The organism is Streptomyces sp. NPDC045998 (genome assembly GCF_056430285.1).
Genome location: NZ_JBWKLJ010000009.1, coordinates 341,335 through 366,003, shown reverse-complemented (window position 1 = coordinate 366,003; position 24,669 = coordinate 341,335). Strand labels below are relative to the sequence as shown.

Here is a 24,669-nt window from a genome sequence, read left to right as displayed (position 1 = left end):
GGGGGGGGGGGGGGAGGGTGGACCTCTCCCGCGATCCCTGGGTCGGGGATTCCGGGAGGGAACAAAACCTGGCTGGGGGGGAAGCGGGACCTCGGCTCGGGGTCCCGTCGCCCGCCCGGCAGGGTGAACCCGCAGGGCGAGTGGGGGGGCGGGGGTGGGGGGAAACGGCGTCCGGCGGCAGGGGGGTGTCAGCTGGTCTTGAAGCGGATCCGGTCGTTGACGGCCTCGCACTTGGCGACCGCGTCGTCGGCGTCGCGCCCGGAGGCGATGACGTACCCGGAGACGCAGTCGGCGACGGTCAGCAGCGGGGGCACGGTCTCGCCGACGTCCTTGCCGATCACCGCCGCCACCTCGGTGTCCATGAACTCGTCCAGGTACGGCAGGAAGACGTAGAGCTTCTCGCCCTTGGGGACGCGGCGGATCTCGTCGGCCGCGTCGTCGTCGACCTCGATCGCGTCGATGGTGCCCGGCTCCGGGGTGAAGAACCGGACCGCCGCTCCGCCCAGCGGCTCGGGTGAGGTCTGCGGCAGCTCGTCGATGCCGAGCGGGACGGTGAGGAACATCCGGTTGAGGTTCAGCCCGAAGGCGCGGCGTACGAGCTCGGGCGCGCCGCTGCCGGCGAGCCGGGCGTGCGACTCGAGGACGCGCGGGCCCTTCGGGGTGAGGACGAACTCGCTGTGCGAGGGCCCTTCGGTGAGGCCGACGGCGTCCAGCAGCTTGGGGGTGAGGTCGCGGAGTTCGGCGAGCCACGGCAGGGCGTAGCGGCTGGGGGTGGAGACCTCCCACTCGACGTACCGGTCGTTCATGCGGTACTCGGAGTAGCCGATGGTGAGGTGGCGGCCCTCGTACGAGAAGGAGTCCACGCTGACGACGGGGCCGTCCAGGTACTCCTCGGCGATGACCTTGGAGATGCCGGCCTCGCGCAGTGCCTCCCAGGCCTTCCGGGCGTCCTCGGGACCGTCGACGGGGTGGATGTGGAGGCTGGCCACGCCGTCCACGGGCTTGACGATGATGCGCTCGCCGACCTCGGCCCGGAACGCCGCGATCTCGTCGGCGCTGTTCACCATGCGGTAGCGCACGGGGCTGAGTCCGTGCCGGTCCAGGAGCTCCCGGGTGAGGGCCTTGTCCTTGAGGGCGCGGGCGGTGGCCTCGGTGACACCCGGCAGGCCGAGGGAGTCGACGACGAAACCGGTGGACTCGGCGGCCGGTTCGGTGGTGGTGAGGACGCGGTCGAAGGGGCGCTCGTCGTGCAGCGGCTTCAGTACGTCGAGGATGGCCTGCCCGTCGTCGAGGGGGGCGTGCACGATGCGCTCGCAGTGCTGGGCCACGGCCACGTCATAGGCGCCCTCCTCGTGGACGAGGACGACGTCGATGCCGAGTTCCTTGGCGCCCGCGACCGGTGCCGGCCGGCCGCCGATGACTGCCACGCGGTACTTGCCCATGGGGTTCCCTTCGGGGGTGAGGTGAGCTGGTCGATAAGTGGGGATGCGGGTGTTGACGTTCCGTCAGGCGGCGTAGCAGCGGCGCAGCCAGCGCGCGTTCGTGTGGGGGTGGGGCGTGAACGCCTTGCGGCGGTGCAGCACCCGGTGGTTGTCGAAGATCATGAAGTCGCCCGTCTCCAGCACCAGGTCGGCCGACGGGACGGTCTTCAGGGCGGCGGACCAGCGCTCCAGCGCGTCCTGCGCGGCGGGTGTGACGCCGGTCGTCGTCCCACGGTCGTAGCGGGCGCGGTGGCGGCCGTCCGGCGCGGTCTCCAGGACGGCGGTCTTCACCAGCGGGCCGATGGCCTCGCCGTCGTTGGAGTCGGGTGCGCCGACCTGGAACTCCGGGGCCATGAGGCCGGCCAGGGTCTCGTCGTCGAGCCGTACGACCACGTCGTCGAGCGCCGCGATCTCGGTGGGTACCCGCTCCTCGTTGCGTATGGCGAAGAAGGTGAGGTAGGCCGGGGTGTACAGCCGGGGATCGGAGCCGGGCGGTCCGAACGGCTGGTGCGGGTTGTCGGTGTGCCAGAAGAACTCCGAGTCGGCACCCCAGGAGCTGGTGGTTCCGGAGGCCGCCGGGTTGGGCACCACGTTGCGGATGAGCCGGCCGTCGTTCTCGTAGCTGACGGCGAACGGGGTGCATCCGAGGATCCGGATCAGCCCGAGGTGGATCGCGTTGGTGACGGCGAGTCCGGCCTCGTCGGCGAATCCGCTGACCGGCGTGGCCGGGAACTCCTGTGCCGGGAGGTTGGACAGGAGCAACGCGTGGGAGCCCGCCGCCGTGAACACCTGGATCCCCTGCAGGATGTCGCCGGGCAGATGGCGCCGCAGGGCGTACGCGCCGATGCCGCCGAGGATCGCGTCGTCGAGGTCGGAGTCCAGGCTGGTCTCCGACACCCGCGCCGAGATCTCCTTGGTCACCAGGTCCCGGGCACTGTCCTCGAGACGGTACCGGGCGAACTGGAGCAGGCTGGTCATCGTTGTCTCCGTTCAGTCGGTTGCACGCCTTCGTGCGCCACTCAGCGAGCCGGTGACGGGGTCGGCGGGTTCCAGTACGTGTCCGCGCGCCGTTCCCAGCGGCGGGCGAGGGGGTCGTTGACGACGCGGCTCAGCAGGCCGTACGGCGTCACGACGAGGTAGTAGACGAGGAGGAGCAGCAAGCTACGCATGAACGTTCCGTTTCTGTCGGCGGGCGGCGGGCGGCGGGCGGGATTTCGCGGACGCGGCCTAGTCCAGGGGGATTTCCTCGCGCCAGTCGGACGTCTCGGTCCACGCGGGCTGTTCGTGCTTCTCCAGCAGGAAGTTGCCGAGCGCCAGCATGTCGATGTTGGTGCGCATGAAGCAGGTGTAGGCCTCGTGGGGCGAGTTCACGATGGGTTCCCCGCGCACGTTGAAGGAGGTGTTGACCAGGACCGGGCAGCCCGTGAGGGACTTGAAGGCGGTCAGCAGCCGGTGATAGGGCGGGTTGCTGTGCTCCGTCACCGTCTGCACGCGCGCCGAGTAGTCGACGTGGGTGACGGCGGGGATGGTGGAGCGCTGCACCTTGAGCAGGTCCAGCCCGGAGGCGCCGTGCTCCTGGGCCTCCAGCCGCTGGGCGGCGGCGACCTGGGAGACCACGAGCATGTACGGGCTCTCCTGCGGCAGGTCGAAGTAGTCCTTGGCGTCCTCGGCCAGCACGGCCGGGGCGAAGGGGCGGAACGACTCCCGGAACTTGATCTTCAGGTTCATCGCCGACTGCATGTCCGGGTTGCGCGGGTCGCCGATGATGGACCGGGCGCCGAGCGCCCGCGGGCCGAACTCCATGCGCCCCTGGAACCAGCCGACGATCTTGCCCTGCGCCAGCCCGTCCGCGACCTGCTCGGCCAGGCTCGCGCTGTCCAGCCGCCGGTGCGGGATGCCCCGCGACTCCAGGTACGCGGCAATCTCGTCGTCGTCGTACGCGGGGCCGAGCAAGGAGCCGCTCATCGCGTCGCGGCCGGTGCGCGGGTGGTCGCGCCGCACGCCCCGTTCCATGGCGACGGCCTGGGCCGCGCCGAGGGCGCCTCCGGCGTCGCCGGCGGCGGGCTGGATCCACACCTCGTCGAAGATGCCGGCGTCGATCACCTTGCCGTTGGCCACGCAGTTGAGCGCGACGCCGCCGGCCATGCAGAGCCTGGTCTCGCCGGTGCGCTCGCGCGCCGTCTTGGCCAGCCGCAGCACGGCCTTCTCGGTCACCGCCTGCACCGATGCGGCCAGGTCGAACTCGCGCTCCGTGAGCGGGCTTTCGGGGGCGCGCCGGGGGCCGCCGAAGAGCTTCTCGAAGCCGCGCCCGGTCATCACCTGACCGCGCAGGTACTCGAAGTAGCGCATGTCCAGGCGGAAGGACCCGTCCGGCTTGAGGTCGATGAGCTGGTCCTCGATGAGGTGCGCGTACCGCGGCTTGCCGTAGGGCGCCAGGCCCATGAGCTTGTACTCGCCGGAGTCGACCTTGAAGCCGCAGAAGTACGTGAACGCCGAGTACAGCAGGCCGAGCGAGTGCGGGAACCGCAGCTCCGCCACGGGCCGCAGTTCGGTGCCCCGGCCGTGCCACATCGTGGTCGTGGCCCACTCGCCGACGCCGTCGATGCACAGCACGGCCGCCGACTCGTACGGGCTCGGGAAGAAGGCGGACACCGCGTGCGACTCGTGGTGGCGGCGTACGGAGACCTCCGGTACCCGGCCCCGGCGCAGCGCCGCGAGCTCGGCGCGCACGGTGTCGTCGGTGCGCAGCTTGCCGCCGCGGCCCAGCCAGGCGGGCAGGGTGTCGCGGAAGGAGGCGAAACCGGTGGGCGCGGCGCCCGCGAAGGTCGCCATGACCCGCCGGAACTTCAGCCGGGGGTCCTCGTAGTAGGCGACGGCGGAGACGTCGTCCAGGCTCACGCCCTGCTCGTCGAGGCAGTACTCGACCGCCCGCGAGGGGAACGAGGAGTCGTGCCGACGCCTGGTGAAACGTTCCTCTTGGGCCGCGGCGACGGGCACGCCGTCGGCGATCAGCGCGGCCGCGCTGTCGTGGTAGAAGGCTGAGACTCCGAGAATCAGGTCAGACACCGCTGCATTCCTCCGCCTTGGGTCGGTGACCACGCCCGCGCGTGGCCGGGTGCGTCAGTACGTCGCCGCATCGCGGGCTCCCGGGGCGCCTCACCGGCGCCGGCCGGAGAGGCGGCTGCGGCGGGCGGCCAGCCGCGCGCCCATGCCGCTCGGCGGGTTGAGCGAGCGGTAGCCGACGCGGACGCGCTCCCACACGTCCGCCCTGCCACCGGGGCCGGGCGTGTCGGGCAGCGAGGCCAGCAGGGTGTCCACGGCATCGGCGGCCCAGGCGGAATGCCCGGTGGCGACGTTGTCGATGGTGTTGTGGATGTCCACGAAGCGGGTGCTGAAGCCGTACGACTTCAGTGCCAGCCGCGCCCTGCGGTACGTGCCGCCCACGCCCGACAACTCCATGGCCAGGTTGAGCCCCAGGACCTCCGGCAGGAAGGTCCGCGGGAAGCGGCCCACGCACAGCCAGTACACCGGCAGCTCCAGGGACTCCTCGCGGAAGCCGGACCACCGCGCGAACGCGGCCGAAGCCGTCGGCGGCAGCTCCACGCCCATCTCCTTGAGCACGTCGCGGTAGATGAGCGGGTGGTTGAGGTGCGGCTCGCCGTTGCCGAGCTCGTCCCAGTACGTCTCGAAGAGGGAGTGCCCGATCGCGGACGACGCCTGCTCGTAGTCGGTGAACCCCTGGAGCCAGCTGCCGTCGATCAGGGTCAGCGGCGCCGTCTGCACGGTGTCGTCGACGACGGCCTCCCGGGACGGCAGCGGGATCGCCGCGTTCTCCTCGAACTCGGCTCCGTGCCGGTCGTGCTGGGCCTGTAGCCAGGGCCGCAGCCCTTCGTGTCCCCAGCGCTCGGGGAGCGGCATGTTCGTACGGTCCATGCCGTGCCGGGAGCGCGCGAGCCAGCCGGCCACGTACTCCATGGCCCAGGAGCGCAGCGCAGGGGTGTCGGTGCGGTTCATCAGCAGGTGGTACGCCTCGCGCAGGCCCGAGGGCGCGCGGCCCGGGGAGCGTGCGCCCGCGCGCAGCGCGCCGGCGACGGCCGCCAGGGGGTCTGCGGTGGTGGGGGCGGCCGTCCGGGCGGGGGAACCTGCCGGTGCGGCGTCCGCCGCGTCCGGGGTGTCCGCCGCGTCGGCGGGCGGCTTGGCGGGGAGGGAGTCGATCCAGCGGCGCAGGACGACCAGGTCCTCCGGCGAGAAGACCCGGAACATCGGCCCCCGCTCCCCCACCAGCCCCCGGACGAGGGAACTGGCACCCGAGCGGCCGGGCTTGACCAGCTTGCTGCGCGCCAGGACGTCGAGCAGCGGCCCCGGGTCGGTCCGGCACTCCGCCAGCCAGGTGGCCAGCGACTTGCCCTCCAGCATGAACTGGTGGTGGTAGACGGCGCCTTCCCGGGACCGCAGGCGCATCAGCTCCGCCATGTCGAACGCGGGGTCCCCGGCCGCCACCAGCTCCGCGTGCAGCGCCTCGGACCACTCGCGCAGGGCGCCCAGCGCCCAGTGGAAGCCCGCGCGCACCGCGTCCGCGGCCCGGTCGCCCTCCTCCGCCAGCAGCTCGTCCACCGCGGTGCGGCACTGCTCGGCGGGTGACGGGCCCTCGGGGTCGCGCCGGTGGGCCGGATCGATGGCGTCCCAGTCCGCCTCCGCAGGCAGCGCCGCCCGGACCATCGCCAGGGCGGGCAGGAGCCCGACCGCACGCAGGCACAGGTCGGCTCCGAGGATCTCCGCGCGGAAGTCGTCCGGCCGTCTGCTCATCGCCAGCAGCAGCGCCGGGAGGCGGAACGCGCCCTCCGTGATGCGCTGGTCGCCGGTGAGCCGCACCGCCGGTGCCGCGTTCTCCGCGAGCCGCAGCCTGCGCAGCAGTTCGAGGTACGCGCTGCCCCGGGAGGCCGCCGGGTGGCCCGCGCCGACGTCGGCGGCGTACAGCGCGAGGATCCTCAGCACGAGGGGGGCGTCGGCGTTCCCGGGGGCGCTCAGCCACTGGAGCCAGGCGCCGGACATGAGGGACAGGGGGGCGCAGCCGAGGACGGCCCGCCGGACGAGCACCTGGCGGTGCCCTCCCGGGCGGCCGGCCGGCCGGGCCGGCGCCCCGCCGTGCCCACCCTCCGCGCCGTTCACGCCGTCCTCGTCGTCCTCGCCGTCCATGTCGTCCTCGCCGAGGAGCGCCCGGAACCGCTCGCGCTCGGCGGACGCCCAGTCGGCGGCCTGGCGGAACAGCGCGTCGAGCGATCCGTCGCCCGCCGGGGGTGCGGGGTGGTGGTGAAGCGCGGTGCGGACCTCGTCGACGAACCTGCCGTCGGGGAGGGACGCCTCCGGGTCCGCCGCGTACGCGTACACGGTGCGTGCGGAGCCACCGTCCTGCGGCAGCCCGTGCGGGCCGCCCGTCCGGTGGTGTGCGGACAGCGTCGCCGTGGCAGCTGCCTCTGGGCCTTGCATCGTTCCCCTCTCTCTCCCGCGTGGTCGAGCACCCGGGGCTGTGCGGTGCACGTCCGGTCAGAACATGGGGTAGATGGACGCGTCGTTCTTCGCCTTCCGCTTGCGCCCGAACAGCTTCGCGATGACTTTTCGCACGAACGACATGGCTGGATGCCCTCTCTTCTCTTCCGGTGCTGGTGCGTGGCCTTGGGCGTGGGACGTGGGACGTGGGGCGCGGGGCGCGGGGCCTCGGTGGGGGCTAGGAGAGGCCGAGGGAGTCGGCGAGGAGGCCGGAGACGATCTCGGTCCCGTGGTCGGTGAAGTGCGCGCGGTCCACGTACAGCCAGTCGTTCACCGTCACCGCCTCGGCGAGGACGGGGCTCATGTCGAGGAAGCGGACGTTCTGCGCCTCGCAGGCGGTGCGGAGCGCCTCGGCGTACCTGCGGCCGGACTCCATCGTGGCGATGTCGCCGTACAGCTCCCAGAAGTTGGAGACCTCGTCGAGCTCGCCGAAGACCGCCTTCTCCTCGGGTGATCCGGACTCCCGGACCCAGGTCGCGAGCGGCTGCAGTACGTAGGTGATCCGGGCGCCGGTCGGGGCCGCCAGCAGCTGCAGGGCGGCGAGGTGCCGGGTGGTCAGGTCGACGGCGTACTCGATCCGGTCCGCGAGCGGGGGCACCGTCGGGTGGTCGGTACCGTTCGCGCCGGGGCGCCGGCCGAAGCCGCGCTTCTGCTTGCGGTGCCGGACGCGCAGCTCCTCCATCTGGTCGAAGTACTCACCGCAGTTGAAGAACGCGCCGTGGTCGCCGCGCTGTGCGTCCGGCAGCCTGCTGAGCGCCAGGTCGTTCAGACCCGAGAAGACGACGATCTCCTCCACCTCGGGCAGCAGCTCCCGGTGCATCAGGAACAGCAGCAGTTCCTGCATCGAGTTGTGGCTGCGGCCGGCGAAATTGAGCCACGGGACCGACGGGGCGTACCGGGACCAGAGGCGTGACGCCATCGTGGCCGCGTCGCTGGTCGCGCCGATGCCGAACGGCGTGGAACTGCCGGCCAGCAGCCGGACCGGGCCTTGGGGCGGGTTTTCCACCGAGCCCTGCGTGGTGGCACCGTGGGAGATCCTGAATCCCAGCCGATCGGTGTTCACCGTTGCGGAACGGTACCCCGCCCGATGGAAATACATCAGGTACGGCAGGTACCGGGTTTCCGCGCGGTCGTCGAAATCGTCGTACCGCAGCATTTGCGGTGTCAGGCGTTCACGCTGGGAGTTCACGGGTAGGACGCTCCTCGATTCCGTGCTCGTTCTTCCGATGCCGATGGATCAGCGGGCCGCGGTGGAGTCGGTGCCGGGCCGCCTGCGCGAGAGGGCGCACCACGAGGTGGTCGATGTTCACGTGCCGCTCTCCTCGCATGCCGTCACGCGCCCCGTTCCCGTACTCCGCACCCGGCTCCCGGCCCGCGGCCCGCCGTACTCCTTGCGCCGTACGCACGGGCGTTCCTCCGGTTTTCCCGCCTTTCCGGTCTCCGGCTTTTCCGGATCCGAATTTCCGGCTCCGGCTTTTCCGGTGCAGCCACTTCCTCTTTTCCGCCGGTGCCGGGATTCCGTTGGGGCGTGCGTCGTTTCCGTACGACGAGAGTTTTGCCTGTTCTCGACTCCGGCTGAACCGAGCCTCGAGGTCGGGAACGCGCAACGCGGGTTCCCGAAGGGGGGACACATGCGGCAAAGGCAGGTTACATCGGCATTTTGCGGGGCGGCCGTCGGGAGAGTCGGCCGCTGCACCGAGCGCGTGAACCAGCTGTGGCGGTGGCCGTGGCCGTGGCGGTGGGCGCGGAGGTGCCCCCGGCCGACGTACCGGTACCGGGCGCTTCCAACCGGTCGGCGAGGGTAGACGAGCTCGCATGGCACACACCGGACGGGCGCGGGAGAGGCTCGCCGCTGCTGTCCGGTCGTACGGATCCGGGATGAGCACCCCAGCCTGAAAGGGAGTAGGGAGTTATCTGATGGCACGGACAGTCGTGCGGGAGAGGACCGAGGGAGAGCCACCGGGGCGAACGGCGTGGGACCGGCCACTGCTGTCGCCCGTGGGACGAGCCGTGGCCATGCTGCTGGCGTTCGTGGGGATGGTGGCGTTCGCGGTCCTGCTCGCACGCCTCACGTTGGAGCCCTCGGTCGCCTCGGAGTCACTGACCCACAGCAATCTGCGTCCGGGGGATTCCATCCGCGCGTACCTCGGGCAGCCGGACCTTCGGGACGCGGCCAAGCAGATCGGCGGCAACGTGCTGCTGGGCGTGCCGTTCGGCCTGCTGCTGCCGGTGCTGTTTCCCCGCGCCCGGGGGCTGGTTCGGGTGGCGGTGGTCACCGCCCTCGTGATGCTGCTGGTCGAACTGGTGCAGGGCGCCCTCATCACCGGGCGCGCCTTCGACATCGACGACGTCCTGCTCAACACCACGGGGGCGCTGCTCGGTTACCTGCTGCTGGGGCGACTGCTGGGGCGTGCCGTGCACCCTCGGCGCCGCCACTGGTGGCACCGTTTCACCGGGCGGCGGCACGCGGCCGCGGAGTGACGCACGGGACGAGAGCACGGGAAAGGGCCCCGTTGGTCGTGGAACCAGCGGGGCTTTCCTTCGCCGTCAGAGCCGACGGGCAGGGGCGAACCGGGTCAGGCCTCCCCCGGTCCCCTCACTCCTCAGCTCCGGCGACGACCTCCGCAGCCGCTCCGCGAGCGGCCCGCGCGCCAGGACCCGGTCCGGGAAGCGCGGCGGCGTCTCCCCCTCGTACAGCACGGCCGAGTCCCAGTCCTCGGGGTCGCCCTCCCCCTCCCGGTCGACGACCACGGCGCGGGTCGGCACCGGAAGTGCCGTCGCCGCCGCGACCACCGCCGCCTCGACCGTGTCGGCCTGCTCGGGTGTGAGGCCGTCCAGCCACAGCGTCTGGATCTCGCAACCGAGCGGTTCATACGCGTACGCGTCCACCACGTCGACGTCGGCGGAGAGCCACCAGTTCAGGGTGAGGGACGCGATGCGCAGTCCCAGCAGCCGGCCGAGCTCATCCGGCTGCATGAGGACGCCCTCACCCTCGACGTCGAGCACCACGGCCGCGCCGCGCACCGGGTGGACGAGCGCGATGCCGTGCGCCGCGAAGAGCTCCGTCTGCTCGGCGAAGACCGGTGTGGCCGCCGCCTCCCGGTACCACCGGATGAATCCGTCAGCCACTGCTCCGCTGGTCCCCTCCGGCGCACTGCCCCGGCCCTGCTGGCCGAACTGGTCGAACTGGTCGAACTGGTCGTCAGGACCTTAACGCACCGCACGTTCACCGCGATCGGCTCGCCCGGTCACCACGAGGTTGCCGTCCGGGGTGCGCCGGGCGAGGTCGCCGGTGCGGAAGTATCCGTCGGCGGTGAAGGAGCGTGCGGTGTGCTCCGGCGCCCGGTAGTAGCCCCGCACGGTGTACGGACCGCGCGCGAGGAGCTCGCCGTGCTCCCCGTCGGGCACGTCCTTGCCGTCGGCGTCGACGATGCGGATCTCGTCGTCGGGCGAGAGCGGGCGGCCCTGCGTGGTGAGCACGGTCTCGTCCGGGTCGGCGGGCCGGGTGAGGGTGAGCAGCCCCTCGGCCACGCCGAAGACCTGCTGCAGGCGGCAGCCCCATGTGGCACCCCACCGTTCGGCGGTCTCCCGGTGCCCGGGGGTGACGCCGCCGATCTGTACGAGGCGCAGGCTGCTCACGTCGGCCCGGGCCGCGGGAGGGATGTCGAGCCACGACCGGGCGGCTTCCGGCTCCAGCGACGTGAGGGTGACCCGCTCGCGTTCGATGGCCGCGAGGCATGCGGCGGGTTCCGGGTCCTCGACCAGGACGACCGTGCCGCCGACGGAGAGGGTGCCGAGGATGCCGGGGCAGCCGAAGGCGAAGTTCTCCGCGGCGGGCAGCGCGGCGAGGTACACGTCGTCCTCGGTGAGCGACACCAGTTCGGCGGCGGCCCGCGCCTGGTAGGCGTAGTCGTTGTGCGTGCGCGGAACGAGCCGGGGCGGCTCGCCCGCACCGCCGGAGAGCAGGAGGAACGCGACCTGGTCCGCGCTCTGCGCGAGCGGCGGCCCGGGCGGCGCCTCGACGGAGCCCAGCGGGAAGTAGTGGCAGCCCGACACATCGGTCGCGAGGCCGCCGTACGGGGACGGGCCGCCCGGCGCGTCCAGGGTGAACACCCTCCGCAGGAAAGGCCCTTGGGTCGCGATGTCCGCGGCCATCGCCCTGTGGTCGAATCCCCGGTACGTCGAGGGCCCGACGTACCCGACGGCCTCGGTGACACGCACGATGCGGGACACCTCGGGCGCGCGGTGGGAGACCGGGCAGAACACGGGGACCGCGCCGACGCGCATCAGTGCGAAGACGGTGACGACGAACTCGAGAACGTTCGGCAGCTGCACGACGACCCGCTGCCGGGGGCGGAGGCCGCGCAGCCGGAAGCCGGCGGCCATCCGGTCCACGCGCCGGTTCAGGTTCGCGTACGTGAGCCGGGCACCGTCCTGCACGAGCGCGGTCCGGGGCCCGTACTCCAGGGCCCAGCCGCGCAGCAGGTTGTCCAGCGTGTAGCCACGCCAGTGCCCGGCCGCCCAGTAGCGGTCGGCGAACTCCTCGGGCCAGGGCGCGCAGCCGTCGAGCATGGATCTCATTCGCGCCATCCAATCCGCCAACACCCCTCAGGACAATGCGCTTTCCCGACCATGGGCGCCGCCTCCCCTCGGTGGAACGTCCAAGGTGCGGGGAGGCGTCGCCCGGGCGGAGGGGCGGACCACGCGGGCCACGCGGTGGTCACGAGCCGCAGCAGCCGCCCGACGGGGCCTCTGCGGACCGAGCCGGGGCGGAGACGGTGGTCGCCGCGCCGAGCTGGATGAGTTCCGGGGCGGGGGCGCAGCAGCCGTCGGCGTCGTCCCCCTGGGCGTCGGGCGCGTCGAAGAGTCCCGCTCCGCCGCACACGCCGGTCTCGGGCAGCGTGAGTTCGACGCGGTCGGCGGCGTCGAGGTCGCCGGCGATGGCCGCGACGACGGAGCGGACCTGCTCGTAGCCGGTGAGCGCGAGGAACGTGGGCGCGCGCCCGTAGGACTTCATGCCGACGAGGTATACGCCCTTCTCCGGGTGGGCCAGTTCGCGGTGGCCGTGCGGGTAGACGGTGCCGCAGGAGTGCTGGTTGGGGTCGATCAGCGGGGCCAGCTCCACCGGGGCCTGGAGGCGTTCGTCGAGGCGGAGGCGGATCTCGGAGAGGAAGGCCAGGTCGGGGCGGAAGCCGGTCAGCACGATCACCTCGTCGACCGGGTCGAGACGGCGGCCGTCCTCGGCCACGAGGACGAGCCGTGCGCCGTCGCGCTCGATCGCCTCGGTGCGGAAGCCCGTGACCGCGTCCGCGTACCCCTGGTCGACGGCGGCCTTGGCGGCGAGGCCCAGAGCGCCGCGAGCGGGCAACTGGTCGGCGGTGCCGCCGCCGAAGGTGGAGCCGGAGATGCCGCGGCGCAGGATCCACACCGCTTTCGTGCCCTTCCCGTCGCCGGCCTTGGCGAGGTCGGCGAGGGTGGCGAGCGCGGTGAAGGCGGAGGCTCCGGAGCCGATGACGGCGGTGCGCCTGCCGGCGTAGCGGGCGCGTACGGCCGGGTCGTTCAGGTCGGGTACGCGGTAGGTGATGCGGTCGGCGGCGGCCTTCTCCCCGAGCGCGGGGAGACCCGACGCACCGGCGGGGCCGGGGGTCGTCCAGGTGCCGGAGGCGTCGATCACGGCGCGGGCGGGGATGCGGTCCTCGCGGCCGTCGGCGTACTCGACGTGGACGACGAACGGCTGGGTGTCGCGGTCGGCGTCGACGATCCGGTCGCGGCCGGCGCGGGAGACGCCGGTGACGGTGGCGCCGTAGCGGACGCGGTCGCCGAGGGCGTCGGCGAGCGGCTGGAGATAGCGCTCGGCCCAGTCACCGCCGGTCGGGTACGTCGTGGGGTCGGGCTTCACCCAGCCGGTCGGGGCGAGCAGCTTCTCGGCCGAGGGGTCGGTGACCTCGCCCCAGGCGGAGAAGAGCCGCACGTGCGCCCAGGCGCGCACTGCCGTACCGGCGGCCGGGCCCGCTTCCAGGACGAGGGGCTCGATGCCGCGCTCGAGGAGCCGGGAGGCGGCGGCCAGACCGACGGGCCCGGCACCGATCACGAGGGTGGGCAGCTGTTCGGTGGCGGTGGTGGTCACGGCGGTTCCCCTTGCTACTTCGACGTATGTCGATGTCCCGACGCCGCCAGGATGGCACCTGATTCGACACCCGTCAACATAGGCATTCATCAAATTACGCTGGATGGGGGAACCGCCGAGCGCGAGGGCAGGCCGGAGCGCCGATCACCCGACCTGCGTACGATCTCGCACTCACGCACCCCACTGGTTCGACGCGTGTCAACATAGACACATGTCGAATATCGAGGTGCTGCCCCTGCTCCAGCCCCAGGTCGATCCCGGGGTCGAGCCGTGCTGCCCGCCGCTCACCGAGCGCCCGCTGACGGCCGACGAAGCCGAGCGCACCGCCGTCATGTTCAAGGCGCTGGGCGATCCTGTCCGTCTGCGGCTGTTCTCGGCCGTCGCCTCCCACGAGGGCGGCGAGGCGTGTGTGTGCGACATCTCCGACGTCGGCGTCTCCCAGCCGACCGTGTCCCACCACCTGAAGAAGCTCAAGGAGGCCGGGCTCCTCTCCTCCGAGCGGCGCGGCACCTGGGTCTACTACCGCGTCGAGCCCTCCGTACTCGCCGCCATGGGGCAGCTGCTCACCAAGGCCGCCGCGGTCTGACATGCCCGCCCTCGACGTGTGACCGACCGGCCCGAGGCGCGGGTCCAGCACCCTCGGCCGGTCTCAGGCGGCCCTCCTCCAGACCTTCATGCCCAGTTGCAGGAAGGCGGCTTCTCGTAGGGCCGTCTGCTTGACCTGGATCGTGAGCACCCCGATGTCGCCGGAGGCGTTCTTGACGCAGAGCTGGCTGCCGTCGTCCGCCGCCACGAGGGACCAGGTCCGGTAGTCGGGGCCGATGGCGCCGCTCAGGAGGTGACGGCAGACGTCGAGGGAGGCGGCCTTTCCGTTGAACAGCTGCACGAACACGCTGGTGTCGCTGCTCAGCTCGCAGTCGACGTCGCTCTCGCAGTCGAGGCGGATGTCCCCCTTACGGTCCTCGCGCAGCATCGGTTCACGGAGACTCAGGGAGTTCTTCCCGTCCAGCCACGCGAGGGACAGCACGGCGGCTCCCGGCGCCGGGGAGGCGTCCGGGACGGGCTGCGACCCCCGGGAAGATCCGCCGCCCGTGGTCGGCACGGTGCTCGCAGGCGGCGCCGCGGACCGTGCGGGCTTTCTCGGTCCGGGTGTCGAGGCGGGGGTGTCCGCGGCCCGCTCGCGCAGGCCGAACCGGTCCCCGGCGAGCCACGTCAGGCCCGTCAGCAGCAGAGCGCCCGCCGTCACCGCCGCGCCCGCGATCAGCGCGGTACGCCGCCCGGGCGCCCCACCCCGTACGGGCCTCAGCGACCGCGTCGCGGCCTCGGTCGACGGAGCGGCGGGGGTGCGCACCGGGCCCGGAACGGTCGTCTCGGGTCCCGTGACCTCGCGCCACACCATCGGCCCGCCGCCGCCCGCGTCGGCTTCCGTGTCCAGTCGCCGCCGGCACCACTCGACGACCTCCGCCAACGTGGGCCGCTCCCCCGGATCCGGCGCCAGGCACCGGGCGAACAGCGGGCGCAGCGGCGCGGGCAGCCGGGACAGGTCGGGTTCCTCGTGCACGATCCGGTACAGCACGGCGGCCGCGACGCCATCCCCGTACAGCGGTTGGCCCAGCGCCGCGAAGGCCGCCGTCTGGGCGAGCGCGAAGACGTCGGTCGCCGGGGTGACCGCACCGGCGGTCGCCTGCTCGGGGGCCATGAAGTGGGGCGTGCCGACGGTGGTGCCGGTGGCGGTGTACGAGGAGAGGTCGGCGGCGGTCGCGATACCGAAGTCGATCACCCGTGGCCCGTCGGCGGCCAGCAGCACGTTCGACGGCTTGAGGTCCCGGTGCACGATCCCCGCGGCGTGGATCGCCTGGAGCGCCTCGGCCACGCCGACCATCAGCCACAGCACGGCGGACACCGGCAGCGGACCGCGCCGGGCGACGGCCTCCGTCAGGGACGGCCCGGGCACGTACAACGTGGCGAGCCACGGGGGGACGCCGTCGGTGTCGGCGTCGACGAGTTCCGCGGTGTACGCGCCCCTGACCCGGCGGGCGGCCTCCACCTCCCGGCGGAACCGCCGCCGGAAGTCCGGGTCGTCGGCCAGTTCCGGCCGCACCACCTTGATCGCCACGGGGCGGCCGCCCTGGGTGTGCGACAAGTACACCCGGCCCATGCCCCCGGCGCCGAGCCGGGCCGCGAGGCGGTACCCGGCCACGACGGAAGGGTCGTCCGCCTGGAGCGGCTGGAACACCTCGGCGGTGCTGCTCATCGGACGGTCGCCCTCCCCCTGATCCCCGACCGGCCGACGGGCCGACCCGGGACAGAAGCCTAAACGGGCCGCGTGGACCCGCTGACCTGGGATGCTCCCCTCCCGGGCGCACACCGGGACCGGCGCGGCCTCTCCCTTGGGACTGCTCGGTCTCCGCCCAGGCTCTTGTCGACCGGTCGATAGTCTTCGTCCCCATGACGCGCGTTTGGCTCCCGCCGATCCTGCTGGTGCTGTGTGGCTCCACCCTTGCCGCGGGGCTCGCCTTGAGCGGGACTCCTGGCGCAGCCGCAGCCGTCCTGCTGGCCTTCGTGCTGCTCGCAGGCGTGAACTCACCTCTGATCTTTCCGAGGTCGATCGGCGCGCTGGAAGCACAGCGCCTCAGTGCGGTCGACGGCCGACCAGTCGTCTTCTGGCGGCCGGGCTGCACGTACTGCCTTCGACTGCGCATCCGGCTGGGCCGTAGCGCCCACCAGGTGCACTGGGTCGACATCTGGCGCGACCCGGCCGGAGCGGCAGCGGTGAGGGCGGCCAACGACGGCAACGAGACGGTGCCGACCGTCATCGTGGCGAACCGGCCGCACACCAACCCCGATCCTGCGTGGGTGCGCGAACAGCTCTCCCGTTCTGCCTGATCGGGACGCAGCAGAGGACAGGTCACTCCCGGCGATCGAGCCGGCAGTCGGCGCGACGGCAGAGGCGTGCGGGCAGGACGCGTCGGGCATCACGGGCGCCGGGGCCGCAGCGGGACGGTGGGGGCCGGTGGGGCCCATCGGCGGTTGGGAGGCGGCGTGGAGGAGACGCCGTAGTCCTTCTTGAGGTTCTCGGGGATGGCGTAGTGCATCACGCGTCCGCGTGTGAGGGTCGACAGCTCGAAGATGGTGGTGAGGTGACCGAGACGGTCCAAAGCCCAGGCGCCGAACGGGGAGCGGTCCTCGATGGTCTCCAGGACACCGAGGAGACGGGGAACGGCCTTGACGACGGTGTCCCAGCGCGTGCTGGGCACCCCCAGCCAGTCGGCACACGTATCCCCGACGAGGTAGCGGATGAGCGCGGAGACGATCGGGTCGAAGAGCGTACCGGGCACGACCTCCTCGTAGAGGTCGATCAGCTGCCGGGTCAGGAGCACTCCCTCCTCGGAGGGCCCCATGTGCCGGATCATGTACAGGTCGAGGAACTGGCGGGCCTCGTCCAGGGATTGGGGGACGGCGTCCTGATCGACGCCGAGCATGGCGCCGACCACCCGCCAGGCGTAGTAGTAGGCGTCCGCACCCTCCATGGACATGTGGATGCCGAGGCGGTGCAGGCTGTCCAGGACGAGCAGGGAGAAGAACATCTGCCCGCCGATCATGTCCTCCTGGCAGATCGGCACCCCCGACTCCGCGGTGTTCCACCGGTTCTCGCGCTTGAGGTGGTGGCGGATGGAGGCGTGCAGCAGGCGGACCTTCTGCGCGGCCGGAATGAAGCGGCTGCCGGCCTCGAAGGCGTCGGGCTGCATCAGGTAGACGGTGAACTGGCCCGTCTCCGCCATCCGCTTGGAGGGGTACTTCAGACCGTGCGTCGCCGACAGGAGCTTGGCCACGTGGGGGACGACGTAGCAGGCGGGCATGGAGGCGAACGACAGGGCAGTGGAGATGTGCACGTTGTTGTCGGCGAAGAAGAGGCGCGCCTTCTCCATCTCACCCCAGTCGACCCAGGCCGGCGGGCTGCTCGTGGCGTGAAGGTACTCACGCGCGACGTCGGGCAGACCGTCCGGCAGTGGAGCGCCGACGGTGGAGACGTACCGCATCAGCGTGTTGAACTTCCCCACCTCCCCACGTTCGAAGAGGGTGGCGACCGTGGCATCGGCCAGATCATCGCCGGCCTGTCGCAGGGCGTTCATGGACGCTTCGGTGTAGGTCATGGCAGGGCTCCTTGATCTCCGTCAGGAACGGCGGACCGCTGCCGAGTGCGCCAGGGCGGTGAGAGCGGTGGCGGCGGGCGCGGGCAGGTTCAGCTCGTCGAAGGCGCGGAGAGCCTCCTCGACCCTCGCGTTGATCATGTTTTCGATGCGGTCGGGCGCCTTCAACCGGCGCATCACGTCGCGTACGGCCTCCACACCGTCCTCGTCCGGGTCGTCCGTGGCGCCCGGGTCGCCCGGGTCGTCCCGGCCGAGCAGGTGACGCAGCCGCTCGCGTTCGTCCTCCCCGGCGAGTCGCCAGGTCTCCGCGAGGAGGGCGGTGGGCCGATGGCCGCGTACGTCGTCGGCGCCGGCCTTTCCGGTGAGCACAGGGTCTCCGAACATGCCGAGCAGGTCGTCCCTCAGCTGGAACGCCTCCCCCAGCGGCACACCGTACGCGGAGTAACCCTCGCGCAGCCGCGCATCGGCCCCCGCGAGCGCGCCGCCGATCAGCAGTGGCTGCTCCACGGTGTACTTGGCCGTCTTGTAGCGGATCACCTTCAGCGACGCCGCCGTGTCGGGGGCCGCGCCCGTGTGCAGGATCTCCAGGCACTCCCCCGCGATGAGGTCCCTGGCCAGCGCCGCCCACAGGGGGCGGGCCCGGCCCAGGTAGGCGGCGGGCAGACCGCTGGTGATGAACAGTTGTCCGGCCAGCGACATCAGCAGATCCCCGACCAGCATGGCCAGTGACCGGGCGGCCCCGGCGGGCCGCGGATGGTGCTCCACAAGACCGCGCAGGGCCAGGTGTGCGGTCGGCCGGCCGTGCCGCAGCGGACTGTCGTCGATGAGGTCGTCGTGTACCACCGCGGCCGCGTGCACCAGTTCCATGGAGGCCGCCGCCCTCACCAGCGCGTCGCTGTCCGGCTGTCCCACCGCGCGCCAGCCCCAGTAACAGAACGCCGCCCGCAGCCGTTTGCCGGCCGCGACCGCCGCCTCCACCTCGTCGGCCACCGGACCCAACACCGGGTCGACCGCCGCGAGCCGGTCGGCCTCCTCCGCTACGAAACGCCGCAGCACCTCGTCGACACGCGCCTTGAACGCGCCCGGATCCCACAACTCAGACGTCATCGTCGGCCCGCCGAGCCACCGCGTGCCGGGCGAGCACCTCGAGGTAGGCCGGAGGTGCCACCGCGTACCGGTCGAGGACCAGGCGCCCGCGCGCCATCAGGTCCCGCTCGGTCTCCGACGCCAGCTGAGCGGCGTCCGAACGTCTCAGCAACCCCCTCACGGTGCCGAGTGCCGTTCCCAGTGCGCCCACCGCCACATCCGCCAACCCCGCGGCCAGCAGGACCGCCCGCCCGTCCCGTCCCCCACTCACTCCCGTATCCCGCGTCATGCCATCCCCTAGCCACACTGCGTCCGACGTCGTCACCGCGCTACGCGGAACAGCGTGGTGCCGAACCGGGCATCGGGGCAGGGGAACTCACCAACGAGTGATCATGTCGATCGGCCGTACGGCTCACCTGCGCGCGGCCGGGTGTACGGCTTGTGTACGGCATCTGTACGGCTCCGCGTCCGCATGCCGAGCAGCCCTGCCGGGTCGTATGCGCGAGGGTGACGTCATCCTTGCCGTACTTGTCCGGGAAAGCCGAGCCCGCCGTCCCGTGGATGGGCAACCATCAGCCCCTGTGACGCCACGAGTTGAGCCTCGGTAACCGTGCAACGAGCTCGCTAGCCGTCGAGGAGGAAGTACACCGCCATCACGGCGTGGTAGACGATCATGGCGCTGCAGCAGACGACGAGGACGGCGCCCGCGTAGGTGTTCACCAGGTGCGTGAACGGCGATGCCGGCACGAGCACGTCCGTCGGGTCCTCCTCGCGGTACACGGCAACCGCCGCGTACACCGACTGAATACGGTCCGCGGCCTCCAACGGCTGACCGGCACCCGGCACCCGGCACCCGGCACCCGGCACCCGGCAGGGGAACTGGCGCAGCCGCCTTGGTCCGGCCCCTGTCGTCGTCACAAGCCGTCAGGCAAGCTCATAGCAAGCAGGTTGGCATGCTCGCGCCAATCCTCCTGTCCCCCTCTCGGTCCCCAACGGGGCCCGAGCCCCCACGTATGAAAGGACAGTGATGGTGCACTACTTACGGTTGGGTATAGCCGGCGCCGCAGCGGGGGTGCTCCTGACCGCGGTACCGGCGGCGCACGCCGCGTCCGCGGCCGAGCCCACCACGGCGGAGTACGTGGCCGCGCAGGTCACACTCCGCTACGACGACAGCCGAGCAGGAGGCTGGGAACAGGCGATCTCTGCCGGGGTCGCCGCGTGGAACGGCAACGTCGGCAACGTCAAGCTGGTCAAGGCCGCCCCTGGCAGTCGGGCGGAGATCGTGATCGTCGCCACCACCGGCTGGCCGCAGGCCACGCTCGGACCGGTCCGGCCGGGCGGCCAGGTCCGGGTCGAACTCGGCAGCCAGGCCGTCGCCCAGGGCTATGACAAGACCCGCATCGTCGCCCACGAACTCGGCCACAACCTGGGCCTGCCGGACACCAAGCCCGGCCCCTGCTCGCAGCTGATGTCGGGCTCCAGCGCCGGTACGAGCTGCCGTAACGCAGTGCCCGACGCGACCGAACGCCGGCGGGTCGAGAACGCGTACTCGGGCAGCGCCGCGGCACACACCCCGACCGACGGCCGCGTGCTGGTGGACGCGCCGTAGCCCCTAAGGGCCACCGCGACGTGACGGTGCCTGACCCCAGCCATACCGCGGCAGGCATCGTCACCCGGCAACGGCACCCGGCGCATAGCCGACGCGGCCTGTGCACGGGACCTTCACCGTCTCGTCCCGTGAGTGTCGACTACGCCAACAACCGCGGAACATCGGCTCGTTGTCGTTGACGTGGACACACTGGTAGTGGCGCTTTCTCCGCGCTGGAGCAGCGTAGCCCTCGCTGATCGCCACGTCGGACCGTCCCTGGCACGCTGCATCGGGTGCCTGCTCACTGTCGACGCTGAAGGCTCCGCCTTGAGAGGATCGCGCCGACGGGCCGCAGGGCTCCCGGTCTGCCTCCTGAAGCGGGCCTTTACGCCGAGATGCCCTGCCACAAGCGCCTGCCTCAGCGCCCGGCCAGGCCCTCGTACACCACCGCGGACCGCCCGAGGGCGGGCGTCGCGACCAGTCCGCCGGGACGGCTCCAGGCGGAACTGCAAGGACGTGAAGCCGACGGCAAAGTGGTGCGTGCCGAAGGTGCGGTTTGCTTCGACCTGGCAGCCGTGGCGGGAGCGGTGCCTCGATCCGGCCGTGGGCACGGCGATGCGCCCGGTGAGAGCGTGGGCCAAGACGCCGAACGGAGTCGTCGAGTCGATCCGCGGTCCTCGACGCCGCCGCGGCCGGCGAGGCCGGCACGTTCCCGGCTACGACCCGCTCAGGTCGCCGTCCGCTGCCCCACGTGATGCCACTGGGCGGTCCGACGCCTCAGGATGTCCAGGACGGAGCGTACGAAGACCGCTTGTATGAAGGCGTCGTAGAGGAGTTCGGGGATCAGTGGCAGTGCGAGCAGGCGTGCGCGCCTGCCGTCGCGCCAGACCGTGAGGAGCCGTTCCAGGACGAACAGGGCGCCGACGGCGATCCACAGCGGATGCCAGCCCCAGGTGTGGGTGACGGCTGTGATCAGGACCAGGAGCAGGTACAGGGAGAAGGCGATGGTGCCGGCACCGATGCCCAACTGCTGCCCCCAGTATCGCCAGGTGACCGACGTGAGGCCGTAGTGGCGCAGGTTCTCCAGCGCTCCACGCTGCCAACGCAGCCGCTGGCGCCACAGGTCCTTCCAGCTCGGCATGATCTCCGTGACGACCCGGCACTCGGGCGGCGAGACGAGATCCCATCGCAGGGTTTTCAGCGCGAGGGTGAGTTCGTTGTCCTCGGTGAGGGCCAAGGTGTCGTAGACGTGGCCCGGAGTACCGGGCAGGAGGTCGCCCCGTGCCTGCGCGACGTCCCGCAGCGCCCGCGCTCTGATGACTGAGGCCGTACCCGTGAGGACCATGACCCGGCCACCGCGGCGGGATATCTCGCGGCCGTAGCGGGTGTACTCATTGCGTTGGAACTGCCCCAGCACTCCCCCGCCCGGCGCTCCGTAGAAGACGCCGCCCACCGCGCCGAGCCGGTCCGAGCCCGCCAGGAGGCGCTCCGCCGTCGACAGGAACTCCGTGTCGATCACCGAGTCGGCATCCATGACCAGAACGGCGTCGTCGTCACCCAGCTCGGGCAGCAGCCGTGCGAGCGCCTGGTTCAGCGCGCCGGCCTTGCGCGCGCGGTTGTGCGCGGTCTCCCACACATCCGCGCCCGCCACGCGGGCGACGTCGACGGTGTCGTCGGTGCTGTTGTCGCTGATGACCACGACACGGTCCGGCACTCGGCGCTGCGCTCGCAGCGAGTCGAGTGTTGCGGTGATCCCCGCCGCCTCGTTGTGGGCGGGAATGAGCGCGATCAGTGCCACGGTCCGGTCCTTCCGACGATCACTTGCCGTACGCGGCCGCAGGGCGGTGCGGCCGTACGGCCACCATGCGTGACGCGGGGGCGGCCATACGTCCGGCCACGGGAGGCACGCGGCGCGCGGCATACAGCCGCCGGAGTACTCCGGCTTGTCATCCCCGGGCGGACGCGGCTCGGGCGGGCTACCGGGCACGGTGGTCCACGGTCCCGGAATACGGATAGAGGGAAGGTCATCGATGTACACAAGCGCTGCCGGCGCCTCCGGCGCCGGATTCACGGGTGCGCTCGCCACGACCGGGCTCCACGCGCTGACGTGGACGGTCGCCGCGTCGACTCTGCTGTTCGCCGCGCTGGCGCTGATGAAGATCCTGCCCCGGCGCCGCTGAGGCGGTCCCCGCGATGTACGAGACCCCTGCGGCCCGGTCAGGCGTCAGCGTGACCGGGCCGCAGGAGGCCGCTCTCGTACGCGATGACAACCAGCTGGGCACGGTCGCGGGCGGCCAGTTTGGTCAGGATGCGGCTGACGTGCGTCTTGGCGGTGAGCGGCGAGAGGTGCAGCATGGCGGCGATCTCGTCGTTGGAGTGGCCCCGGCCGACGAGGGCGAGTACCTCCCGTTCGCGGGGGCTGAGCAGGTCCAGCCCGACGGGCCCGGTGGGCGCGGCGGCTTCCCGGTGGACGAATTTCTCGACGAGGTGACGGGTGCGCCGCGGCAACAGCAGGCTGTCCCCGGCGGCGACGGTCCGGATCGCCGAGAGCAATTCCCTGGGCTCGGTGTCCTTCATCATGAAGCCGCTCGCGCCCGCCTTGAGGGCGGTGAGCACGTAGTCGTCCTGCCCGAACGTCGTGAGGACCACGACCTTGGTGGCGGTCAGCGCCGGGTCCGCGCAGATCTCCCGGGTTGCTTCCAGCCCGTCCATACCGGGCATGCGGATGTCCATCAGCACCACGTCGGGCGCCAGCGCGCGTGTCATGTCCACGGCTTGGCTGCCGTCGGCCGCCTCGCCGGCCACCTCCAGCCCCGGCTCCGATTCGATCAGGGACCGCAGCCCTCCGCGAATCAGGGCTTGGTCATCCGCCAGCAGCACCCGCACTGTCATGACGCCTCCGTCGGAATGCGCGCCGTCACCCGGAATCCCGGCGACAGCCGATCAACCCTCAGTCCGCCGCCGGCGGCCTCGACACGCTCGCGCATGCCCCGCAGGCCCAGGCCGCTGCCCCCGCCGGAGCCGCCCGTGCCCCGGCCGTCGTCCTCCACGCTCACCCGGAGCTCGTGGTCCCGGAAATCCATGGACACCAGGACGCCGGTGCCGACCCCGGAGTGCTTGAGCGCGTTGGTCAGGGTCTCCTGCACGAGCCGGTAGACCGTCGTCCCGACGACCGTCGGCAGGGGCCGCACGTCTCCGTGCCGGACATGCTCGATCGTGAGTCCGGCGGCCCGCGCCCGCTCGATCAGGCCCGGGATCTCGCCGAGGCCGGGGACCGGGCCTCTCGGCGGCGTCTCGTCCTCGGCGGCACGGAGCAGCCCGAGGGTCGTGCGGATCTCCTCCAGAGCCGTGGCGCTGGTGGTCCGGATCATCTCCAGGGACTTCTCGGTGGTGGTCGGGTCCTTGTGCACCAAGTGGACGGCGACTCCGGCCTGCACGTTGATCACCGCGATGCTGTGGCCGATCACATCGTGGAGCTCCTGGGCGATCCGCAGGCGCTCCTCGTCGACCCGGCGCCGCGCCTCGGCTTCCCGGGACTGCTCGGCCTTGCGGGCCCTCTCCTCCGCCATCTCCCTGAATTTCCGCTGGCTCTGTACCGCCACGCCGATCGCGGTGGCGGCCACGAACCAGCCCAGCTGGGTCCCGTTGCGCAGGGTGAAGGGCGGGATGTGCCTCACCAGCTGTACCTGCGTGAACACGGCGATCACCGCCACCAGGGTGCACATCGTCGAGACGCGGACGGACAGGCGCGCACCGATCGAGTACAGCGCGACCAGTACGGGTGCGCCCGCCGGGAACACCAGCTTGGTGACGTGGATGGAGGCGAGCGTGCCGGCTGTCGCGACCACGAAGGCGGTCACGGGAAACCGGCGGCACAGGGGCAGCACCCCGCAGCTGACGGCCGCCGCGACGACCGCGGGCCACGTCGGCCCCTCGCCTTCGGTCAGTCCGGGGAGAAAGGCCACGAGTGCGAAGAGGCCCACTGTCGCCGGCCATGCCCTCAAGGCGCGTGCCATGTCCTGACCCTAAAAGAGGGGCGTCGCCTGAGCCACCGCTGCGCTTCGGGCAGAGCCGGAGACGAAGGGTGACCATGACGCGGGGATGCGCCCCGGTGTGTACCGCCCGGAGAGCACCTGCATCGCGCAGATGTCTTCCGGGGAGGGATGTTCGCCCCCCCGGGCGGGCGAATCCGAAGGTGTTCAAAGCGCGGCCCGACCGCGCGCCCCGCTCAGGAATCGTCCTCGGAGCACTGCCCGGTTTCGACGCGGAAAGCTGCCCGCGGCGGAGGGTCACCGTACCGACCCGTAGGACGGACGGGTCCACCGGCAACCAGGCCTTCACCGTTCGTGGCCGCACCGCCCAGGCCGCCCTGGCACGCGCGGCCGTCCAGGCGAATTGGCCCGGCGCCCGGCGTCACCGCCGAGGCGCGTCGGTGGACATCGGGGCGGCCACCGCCGAGCGGATCCACACCGACTGGGAGCGGCTCGCGGCACAGGGAGGCTGGGCGTGAGGCTCGCCCACCGGCCACCTTGCTCAGACGGTGGGCGCGCTTCGGGCGGGCCCTTCCGCCTACCGTCTCCGCGCGCCGCTCGGCCGGTCGAACGCGCGGAGGCGCGGAGGCGCGGAGGCGCGGAGGCGCTGACCTTCACGGGTTGCGCATGCCGCCCGACGAGGGCGGGGTATCACCCT

General features: G+C 71.9%; 23 protein-coding genes. 6 read left to right on the top strand and 17 right to left on the bottom strand.

Features of this window, described 5'->3' with window-relative positions:
* Positions 1–188 precede the first annotated feature (188 nt).
* The 6 genes from AC07FJ_RS26720 to AC07FJ_RS26695 form a co-directional block, all read right to left on the bottom strand.
* Positions 189–1,442, bottom strand: a complete 1,254-nt coding sequence (locus AC07FJ_RS26720; RefSeq protein WP_479051835.1) for an ATP-grasp domain-containing protein — start codon at positions 1,440–1,442, stop codon at positions 189–191.
* Positions 1,443–1,505: 63 nt separating this feature from the next.
* Positions 1,506–2,459, bottom strand: coding sequence for a TauD/TfdA family dioxygenase (locus AC07FJ_RS26715; protein WP_361419853.1), 954 nt, complete (start codon positions 2,457–2,459; stop codon positions 1,506–1,508).
* Between the two features lie 41 nt (positions 2,460–2,500).
* Positions 2,501–2,650, bottom strand: a complete 150-nt coding sequence (locus AC07FJ_RS26710; RefSeq protein ID WP_479051833.1) for a hypothetical protein — start codon at positions 2,648–2,650, stop codon at positions 2,501–2,503.
* A 58-nt stretch (positions 2,651–2,708) separates the two neighbouring features.
* A complete protein-coding gene (locus AC07FJ_RS26705) occupies positions 2,709–4,547 on the bottom strand; it encodes a carbamoyltransferase family protein (RefSeq protein WP_479051832.1) in 1,839 nt (612 codons plus the stop codon).
* 90 nt (positions 4,548–4,637) lie between these two features.
* Positions 4,638–6,968: an iron-containing redox enzyme family protein gene (locus tag AC07FJ_RS26700; protein WP_479051831.1), complete on the bottom strand. Its 2,331-nt coding sequence runs from the start codon at positions 6,966–6,968 to the stop codon at positions 4,638–4,640.
* A 238-nt stretch (positions 6,969–7,206) separates the two neighbouring features.
* Positions 7,207–8,217 (bottom strand): Inducer of phenazine A, encoded by a 1,011-nt coding sequence (locus tag AC07FJ_RS26695; protein ID WP_479051830.1) that lies wholly within the window; start codon positions 8,215–8,217, stop codon positions 7,207–7,209.
* Between the two features lie 728 nt (positions 8,218–8,945).
* Between AC07FJ_RS26695 and AC07FJ_RS26690 the strand changes: the two genes are divergently transcribed.
* A complete protein-coding gene (locus tag AC07FJ_RS26690) occupies positions 8,946–9,509 on the top strand; it encodes a VanZ family protein (protein ID WP_361419868.1) in 564 nt (187 codons plus the stop codon).
* A gap of 66 nt (positions 9,510–9,575) precedes the next feature.
* Here the strand turns inward: AC07FJ_RS26690 and AC07FJ_RS26685 are convergent, their stop codons facing one another.
* The 3 genes from AC07FJ_RS26685 to AC07FJ_RS26675 form a co-directional block, all read right to left on the bottom strand.
* A complete protein-coding gene (locus AC07FJ_RS26685) occupies positions 9,576–10,157 on the bottom strand; it encodes a hypothetical protein (RefSeq protein ID WP_479051829.1) in 582 nt (193 codons plus the stop codon).
* An 81-nt stretch (positions 10,158–10,238) separates the two neighbouring features.
* Positions 10,239–11,609: a (2,3-dihydroxybenzoyl)adenylate synthase gene (locus AC07FJ_RS26680; RefSeq protein WP_479051828.1), complete on the bottom strand. Its 1,371-nt coding sequence runs from the start codon at positions 11,607–11,609 to the stop codon at positions 10,239–10,241.
* Between the two features lie 139 nt (positions 11,610–11,748).
* A complete protein-coding gene (locus AC07FJ_RS26675; protein WP_479051827.1) occupies positions 11,749–13,155 on the bottom strand; it encodes an NAD(P)-binding domain-containing protein in 1,407 nt (468 codons plus the stop codon).
* A gap of 211 nt (positions 13,156–13,366) precedes the next feature.
* Between AC07FJ_RS26675 and AC07FJ_RS26670 the strand changes: the two genes are divergently transcribed.
* Entirely contained in the window at positions 13,367–13,741 is a 375-nt protein-coding gene (locus tag AC07FJ_RS26670) for an ArsR/SmtB family transcription factor (protein ID WP_479051826.1), read from the top strand.
* Positions 13,742–13,804: 63 nt separating this feature from the next.
* Here the strand turns inward: AC07FJ_RS26670 and AC07FJ_RS26665 are convergent, their stop codons facing one another.
* A complete protein-coding gene (locus tag AC07FJ_RS26665) occupies positions 13,805–15,409 on the bottom strand; it encodes a serine/threonine-protein kinase (RefSeq protein WP_479051825.1) in 1,605 nt (534 codons plus the stop codon).
* A gap of 194 nt (positions 15,410–15,603) precedes the next feature.
* On the opposite strand from AC07FJ_RS26665, the gene AC07FJ_RS26660 reads away from it, so the two are divergent.
* A complete protein-coding gene (locus tag AC07FJ_RS26660) occupies positions 15,604–16,041 on the top strand; it encodes a glutaredoxin domain-containing protein (protein WP_479051823.1) in 438 nt (145 codons plus the stop codon).
* Positions 16,042–16,130: 89 nt separating this feature from the next.
* Here the strand turns inward: AC07FJ_RS26660 and AC07FJ_RS26655 are convergent, their stop codons facing one another.
* The 4 genes from AC07FJ_RS26655 to AC07FJ_RS26640 form a co-directional block, all read right to left on the bottom strand.
* A complete protein-coding gene (locus AC07FJ_RS26655; RefSeq protein WP_479051822.1) occupies positions 16,131–17,309 on the bottom strand; it encodes an oxygenase MpaB family protein in 1,179 nt (392 codons plus the stop codon).
* A 21-nt stretch (positions 17,310–17,330) separates the two neighbouring features.
* Positions 17,331–18,413, bottom strand: coding sequence for a polyprenyl synthetase family protein (locus tag AC07FJ_RS26650; protein WP_479051821.1), 1,083 nt, complete (start codon positions 18,411–18,413; stop codon positions 17,331–17,333).
* Entirely contained in the window at positions 18,403–18,681 is a 279-nt protein-coding gene (locus AC07FJ_RS26645) for a polyprenyl synthetase (protein WP_479051820.1), read from the bottom strand. Before AC07FJ_RS26645 ends, AC07FJ_RS26650 begins: the two co-directional genes overlap by 11 nt.
* A gap of 335 nt (positions 18,682–19,016) precedes the next feature.
* Positions 19,017–19,145 carry a hypothetical protein gene (locus AC07FJ_RS26640; RefSeq protein ID WP_479051819.1) on the bottom strand — a complete coding sequence of 43 codons (129 nt, stop codon included), beginning with the start codon at positions 19,143–19,145 and terminating at the stop codon, positions 19,017–19,019.
* Between the two features lie 274 nt (positions 19,146–19,419).
* On the opposite strand from AC07FJ_RS26640, the gene AC07FJ_RS26635 reads away from it, so the two are divergent.
* Entirely contained in the window at positions 19,420–20,001 is a 582-nt protein-coding gene (locus AC07FJ_RS26635) for a snapalysin family zinc-dependent metalloprotease (protein ID WP_479051818.1), read from the top strand.
* 706 nt (positions 20,002–20,707) lie between these two features.
* Here AC07FJ_RS26635 and AC07FJ_RS26630 read toward each other — a convergent pair.
* Positions 20,708–21,778, bottom strand: a complete 1,071-nt coding sequence (locus tag AC07FJ_RS26630) for a glycosyltransferase family 2 protein (RefSeq protein WP_479051817.1) — start codon at positions 21,776–21,778, stop codon at positions 20,708–20,710.
* 232 nt (positions 21,779–22,010) lie between these two features.
* Between AC07FJ_RS26630 and AC07FJ_RS26625 the strand changes: the two genes are divergently transcribed.
* Positions 22,011–22,160: a hypothetical protein gene (locus AC07FJ_RS26625; protein WP_361419916.1), complete on the top strand. Its 150-nt coding sequence runs from the start codon at positions 22,011–22,013 to the stop codon at positions 22,158–22,160.
* A 37-nt stretch (positions 22,161–22,197) separates the two neighbouring features.
* Here AC07FJ_RS26625 and AC07FJ_RS26620 read toward each other — a convergent pair whose 3' ends face one another.
* Together AC07FJ_RS26620 and AC07FJ_RS26615 are read right to left on the bottom strand one after the other, a co-directional pair.
* The gene (locus AC07FJ_RS26620) at positions 22,198–22,872 is read right to left on the bottom strand and encodes a response regulator transcription factor (protein ID WP_479051816.1); all 675 of its coding nucleotides are present in this window, start codon (positions 22,870–22,872) and stop codon (positions 22,198–22,200) included.
* The gene (locus tag AC07FJ_RS26615) at positions 22,869–23,996 is read right to left on the bottom strand and encodes a sensor histidine kinase (RefSeq protein ID WP_479051815.1); all 1,128 of its coding nucleotides are present in this window, start codon (positions 23,994–23,996) and stop codon (positions 22,869–22,871) included. The genes AC07FJ_RS26620 and AC07FJ_RS26615 overlap by 4 nt, the downstream gene beginning before the upstream one ends.
* Before the next feature lie 179 nt (positions 23,997–24,175).
* On the opposite strand from AC07FJ_RS26615, the gene AC07FJ_RS26610 reads away from it, so the two are divergent.
* Positions 24,176–24,490, top strand: coding sequence for a hypothetical protein (locus AC07FJ_RS26610; RefSeq protein WP_479051814.1), 315 nt, complete (start codon positions 24,176–24,178; stop codon positions 24,488–24,490).
* Positions 24,491–24,669: the final 179 nt, after the last annotated feature.

What these genes read in the sequence shown, in the direction of transcription:
- AC07FJ_RS26720 (WP_479051835.1), bottom strand. Translation starts at nt 1,442, where the DNA reads ATGGGCAAGTACCGCGTGGCAGTCATCGGCGGCCGGCCGGCACCGGTC.
- AC07FJ_RS26715 (WP_361419853.1), bottom strand. Translation starts at nt 2,459, where the DNA reads ATGACCAGCCTGCTCCAGTTCGCCCGGTACCGTCTCGAGGACAGTGCC.
- AC07FJ_RS26710 (WP_479051833.1), bottom strand. Translation starts at nt 2,650, where the DNA reads ATGCGTAGCTTGCTGCTCCTCCTCGTCTACTACCTCGTCGTGACGCCG.
- AC07FJ_RS26700 (WP_479051831.1), bottom strand. Translation starts at nt 6,968, where the DNA reads ATGCAAGGCCCAGAGGCAGCTGCCACGGCGACGCTGTCCGCACACCAC.
- AC07FJ_RS26690 (WP_361419868.1), top strand. Translation starts at nt 8,946, where the DNA reads ATGGCACGGACAGTCGTGCGGGAGAGGACCGAGGGAGAGCCACCGGGG.
- AC07FJ_RS26680 (WP_479051828.1), bottom strand. Translation starts at nt 11,609, where the DNA reads ATGAGATCCATGCTCGACGGCTGCGCGCCCTGGCCCGAGGAGTTCGCC.
- AC07FJ_RS26670 (WP_479051826.1), top strand. Translation starts at nt 13,367, where the DNA reads ATGTCGAATATCGAGGTGCTGCCCCTGCTCCAGCCCCAGGTCGATCCC.
- AC07FJ_RS26665 (WP_479051825.1), bottom strand. Translation starts at nt 15,409, where the DNA reads ATGAGCAGCACCGCCGAGGTGTTCCAGCCGCTCCAGGCGGACGACCCT.
- AC07FJ_RS26660 (WP_479051823.1), top strand. Translation starts at nt 15,604, where the DNA reads ATGACGCGCGTTTGGCTCCCGCCGATCCTGCTGGTGCTGTGTGGCTCC.
- AC07FJ_RS26655 (WP_479051822.1), bottom strand. Translation starts at nt 17,309, where the DNA reads ATGACCTACACCGAAGCGTCCATGAACGCCCTGCGACAGGCCGGCGAT.
- AC07FJ_RS26650 (WP_479051821.1), bottom strand. Translation starts at nt 18,413, where the DNA reads ATGACGTCTGAGTTGTGGGATCCGGGCGCGTTCAAGGCGCGTGTCGAC.
- AC07FJ_RS26645 (WP_479051820.1), bottom strand. Translation starts at nt 18,681, where the DNA reads ATGACGCGGGATACGGGAGTGAGTGGGGGACGGGACGGGCGGGCGGTC.
- AC07FJ_RS26635 (WP_479051818.1), top strand. Translation starts at nt 19,420, where the DNA reads ATGGTGCACTACTTACGGTTGGGTATAGCCGGCGCCGCAGCGGGGGTG.
- AC07FJ_RS26625 (WP_361419916.1), top strand. Translation starts at nt 22,011, where the DNA reads ATGTACACAAGCGCTGCCGGCGCCTCCGGCGCCGGATTCACGGGTGCG.
- AC07FJ_RS26620 (WP_479051816.1), bottom strand. Translation starts at nt 22,872, where the DNA reads ATGACAGTGCGGGTGCTGCTGGCGGATGACCAAGCCCTGATTCGCGGA.
- AC07FJ_RS26615 (WP_479051815.1), bottom strand. Translation starts at nt 23,996, where the DNA reads ATGGCACGCGCCTTGAGGGCATGGCCGGCGACAGTGGGCCTCTTCGCA.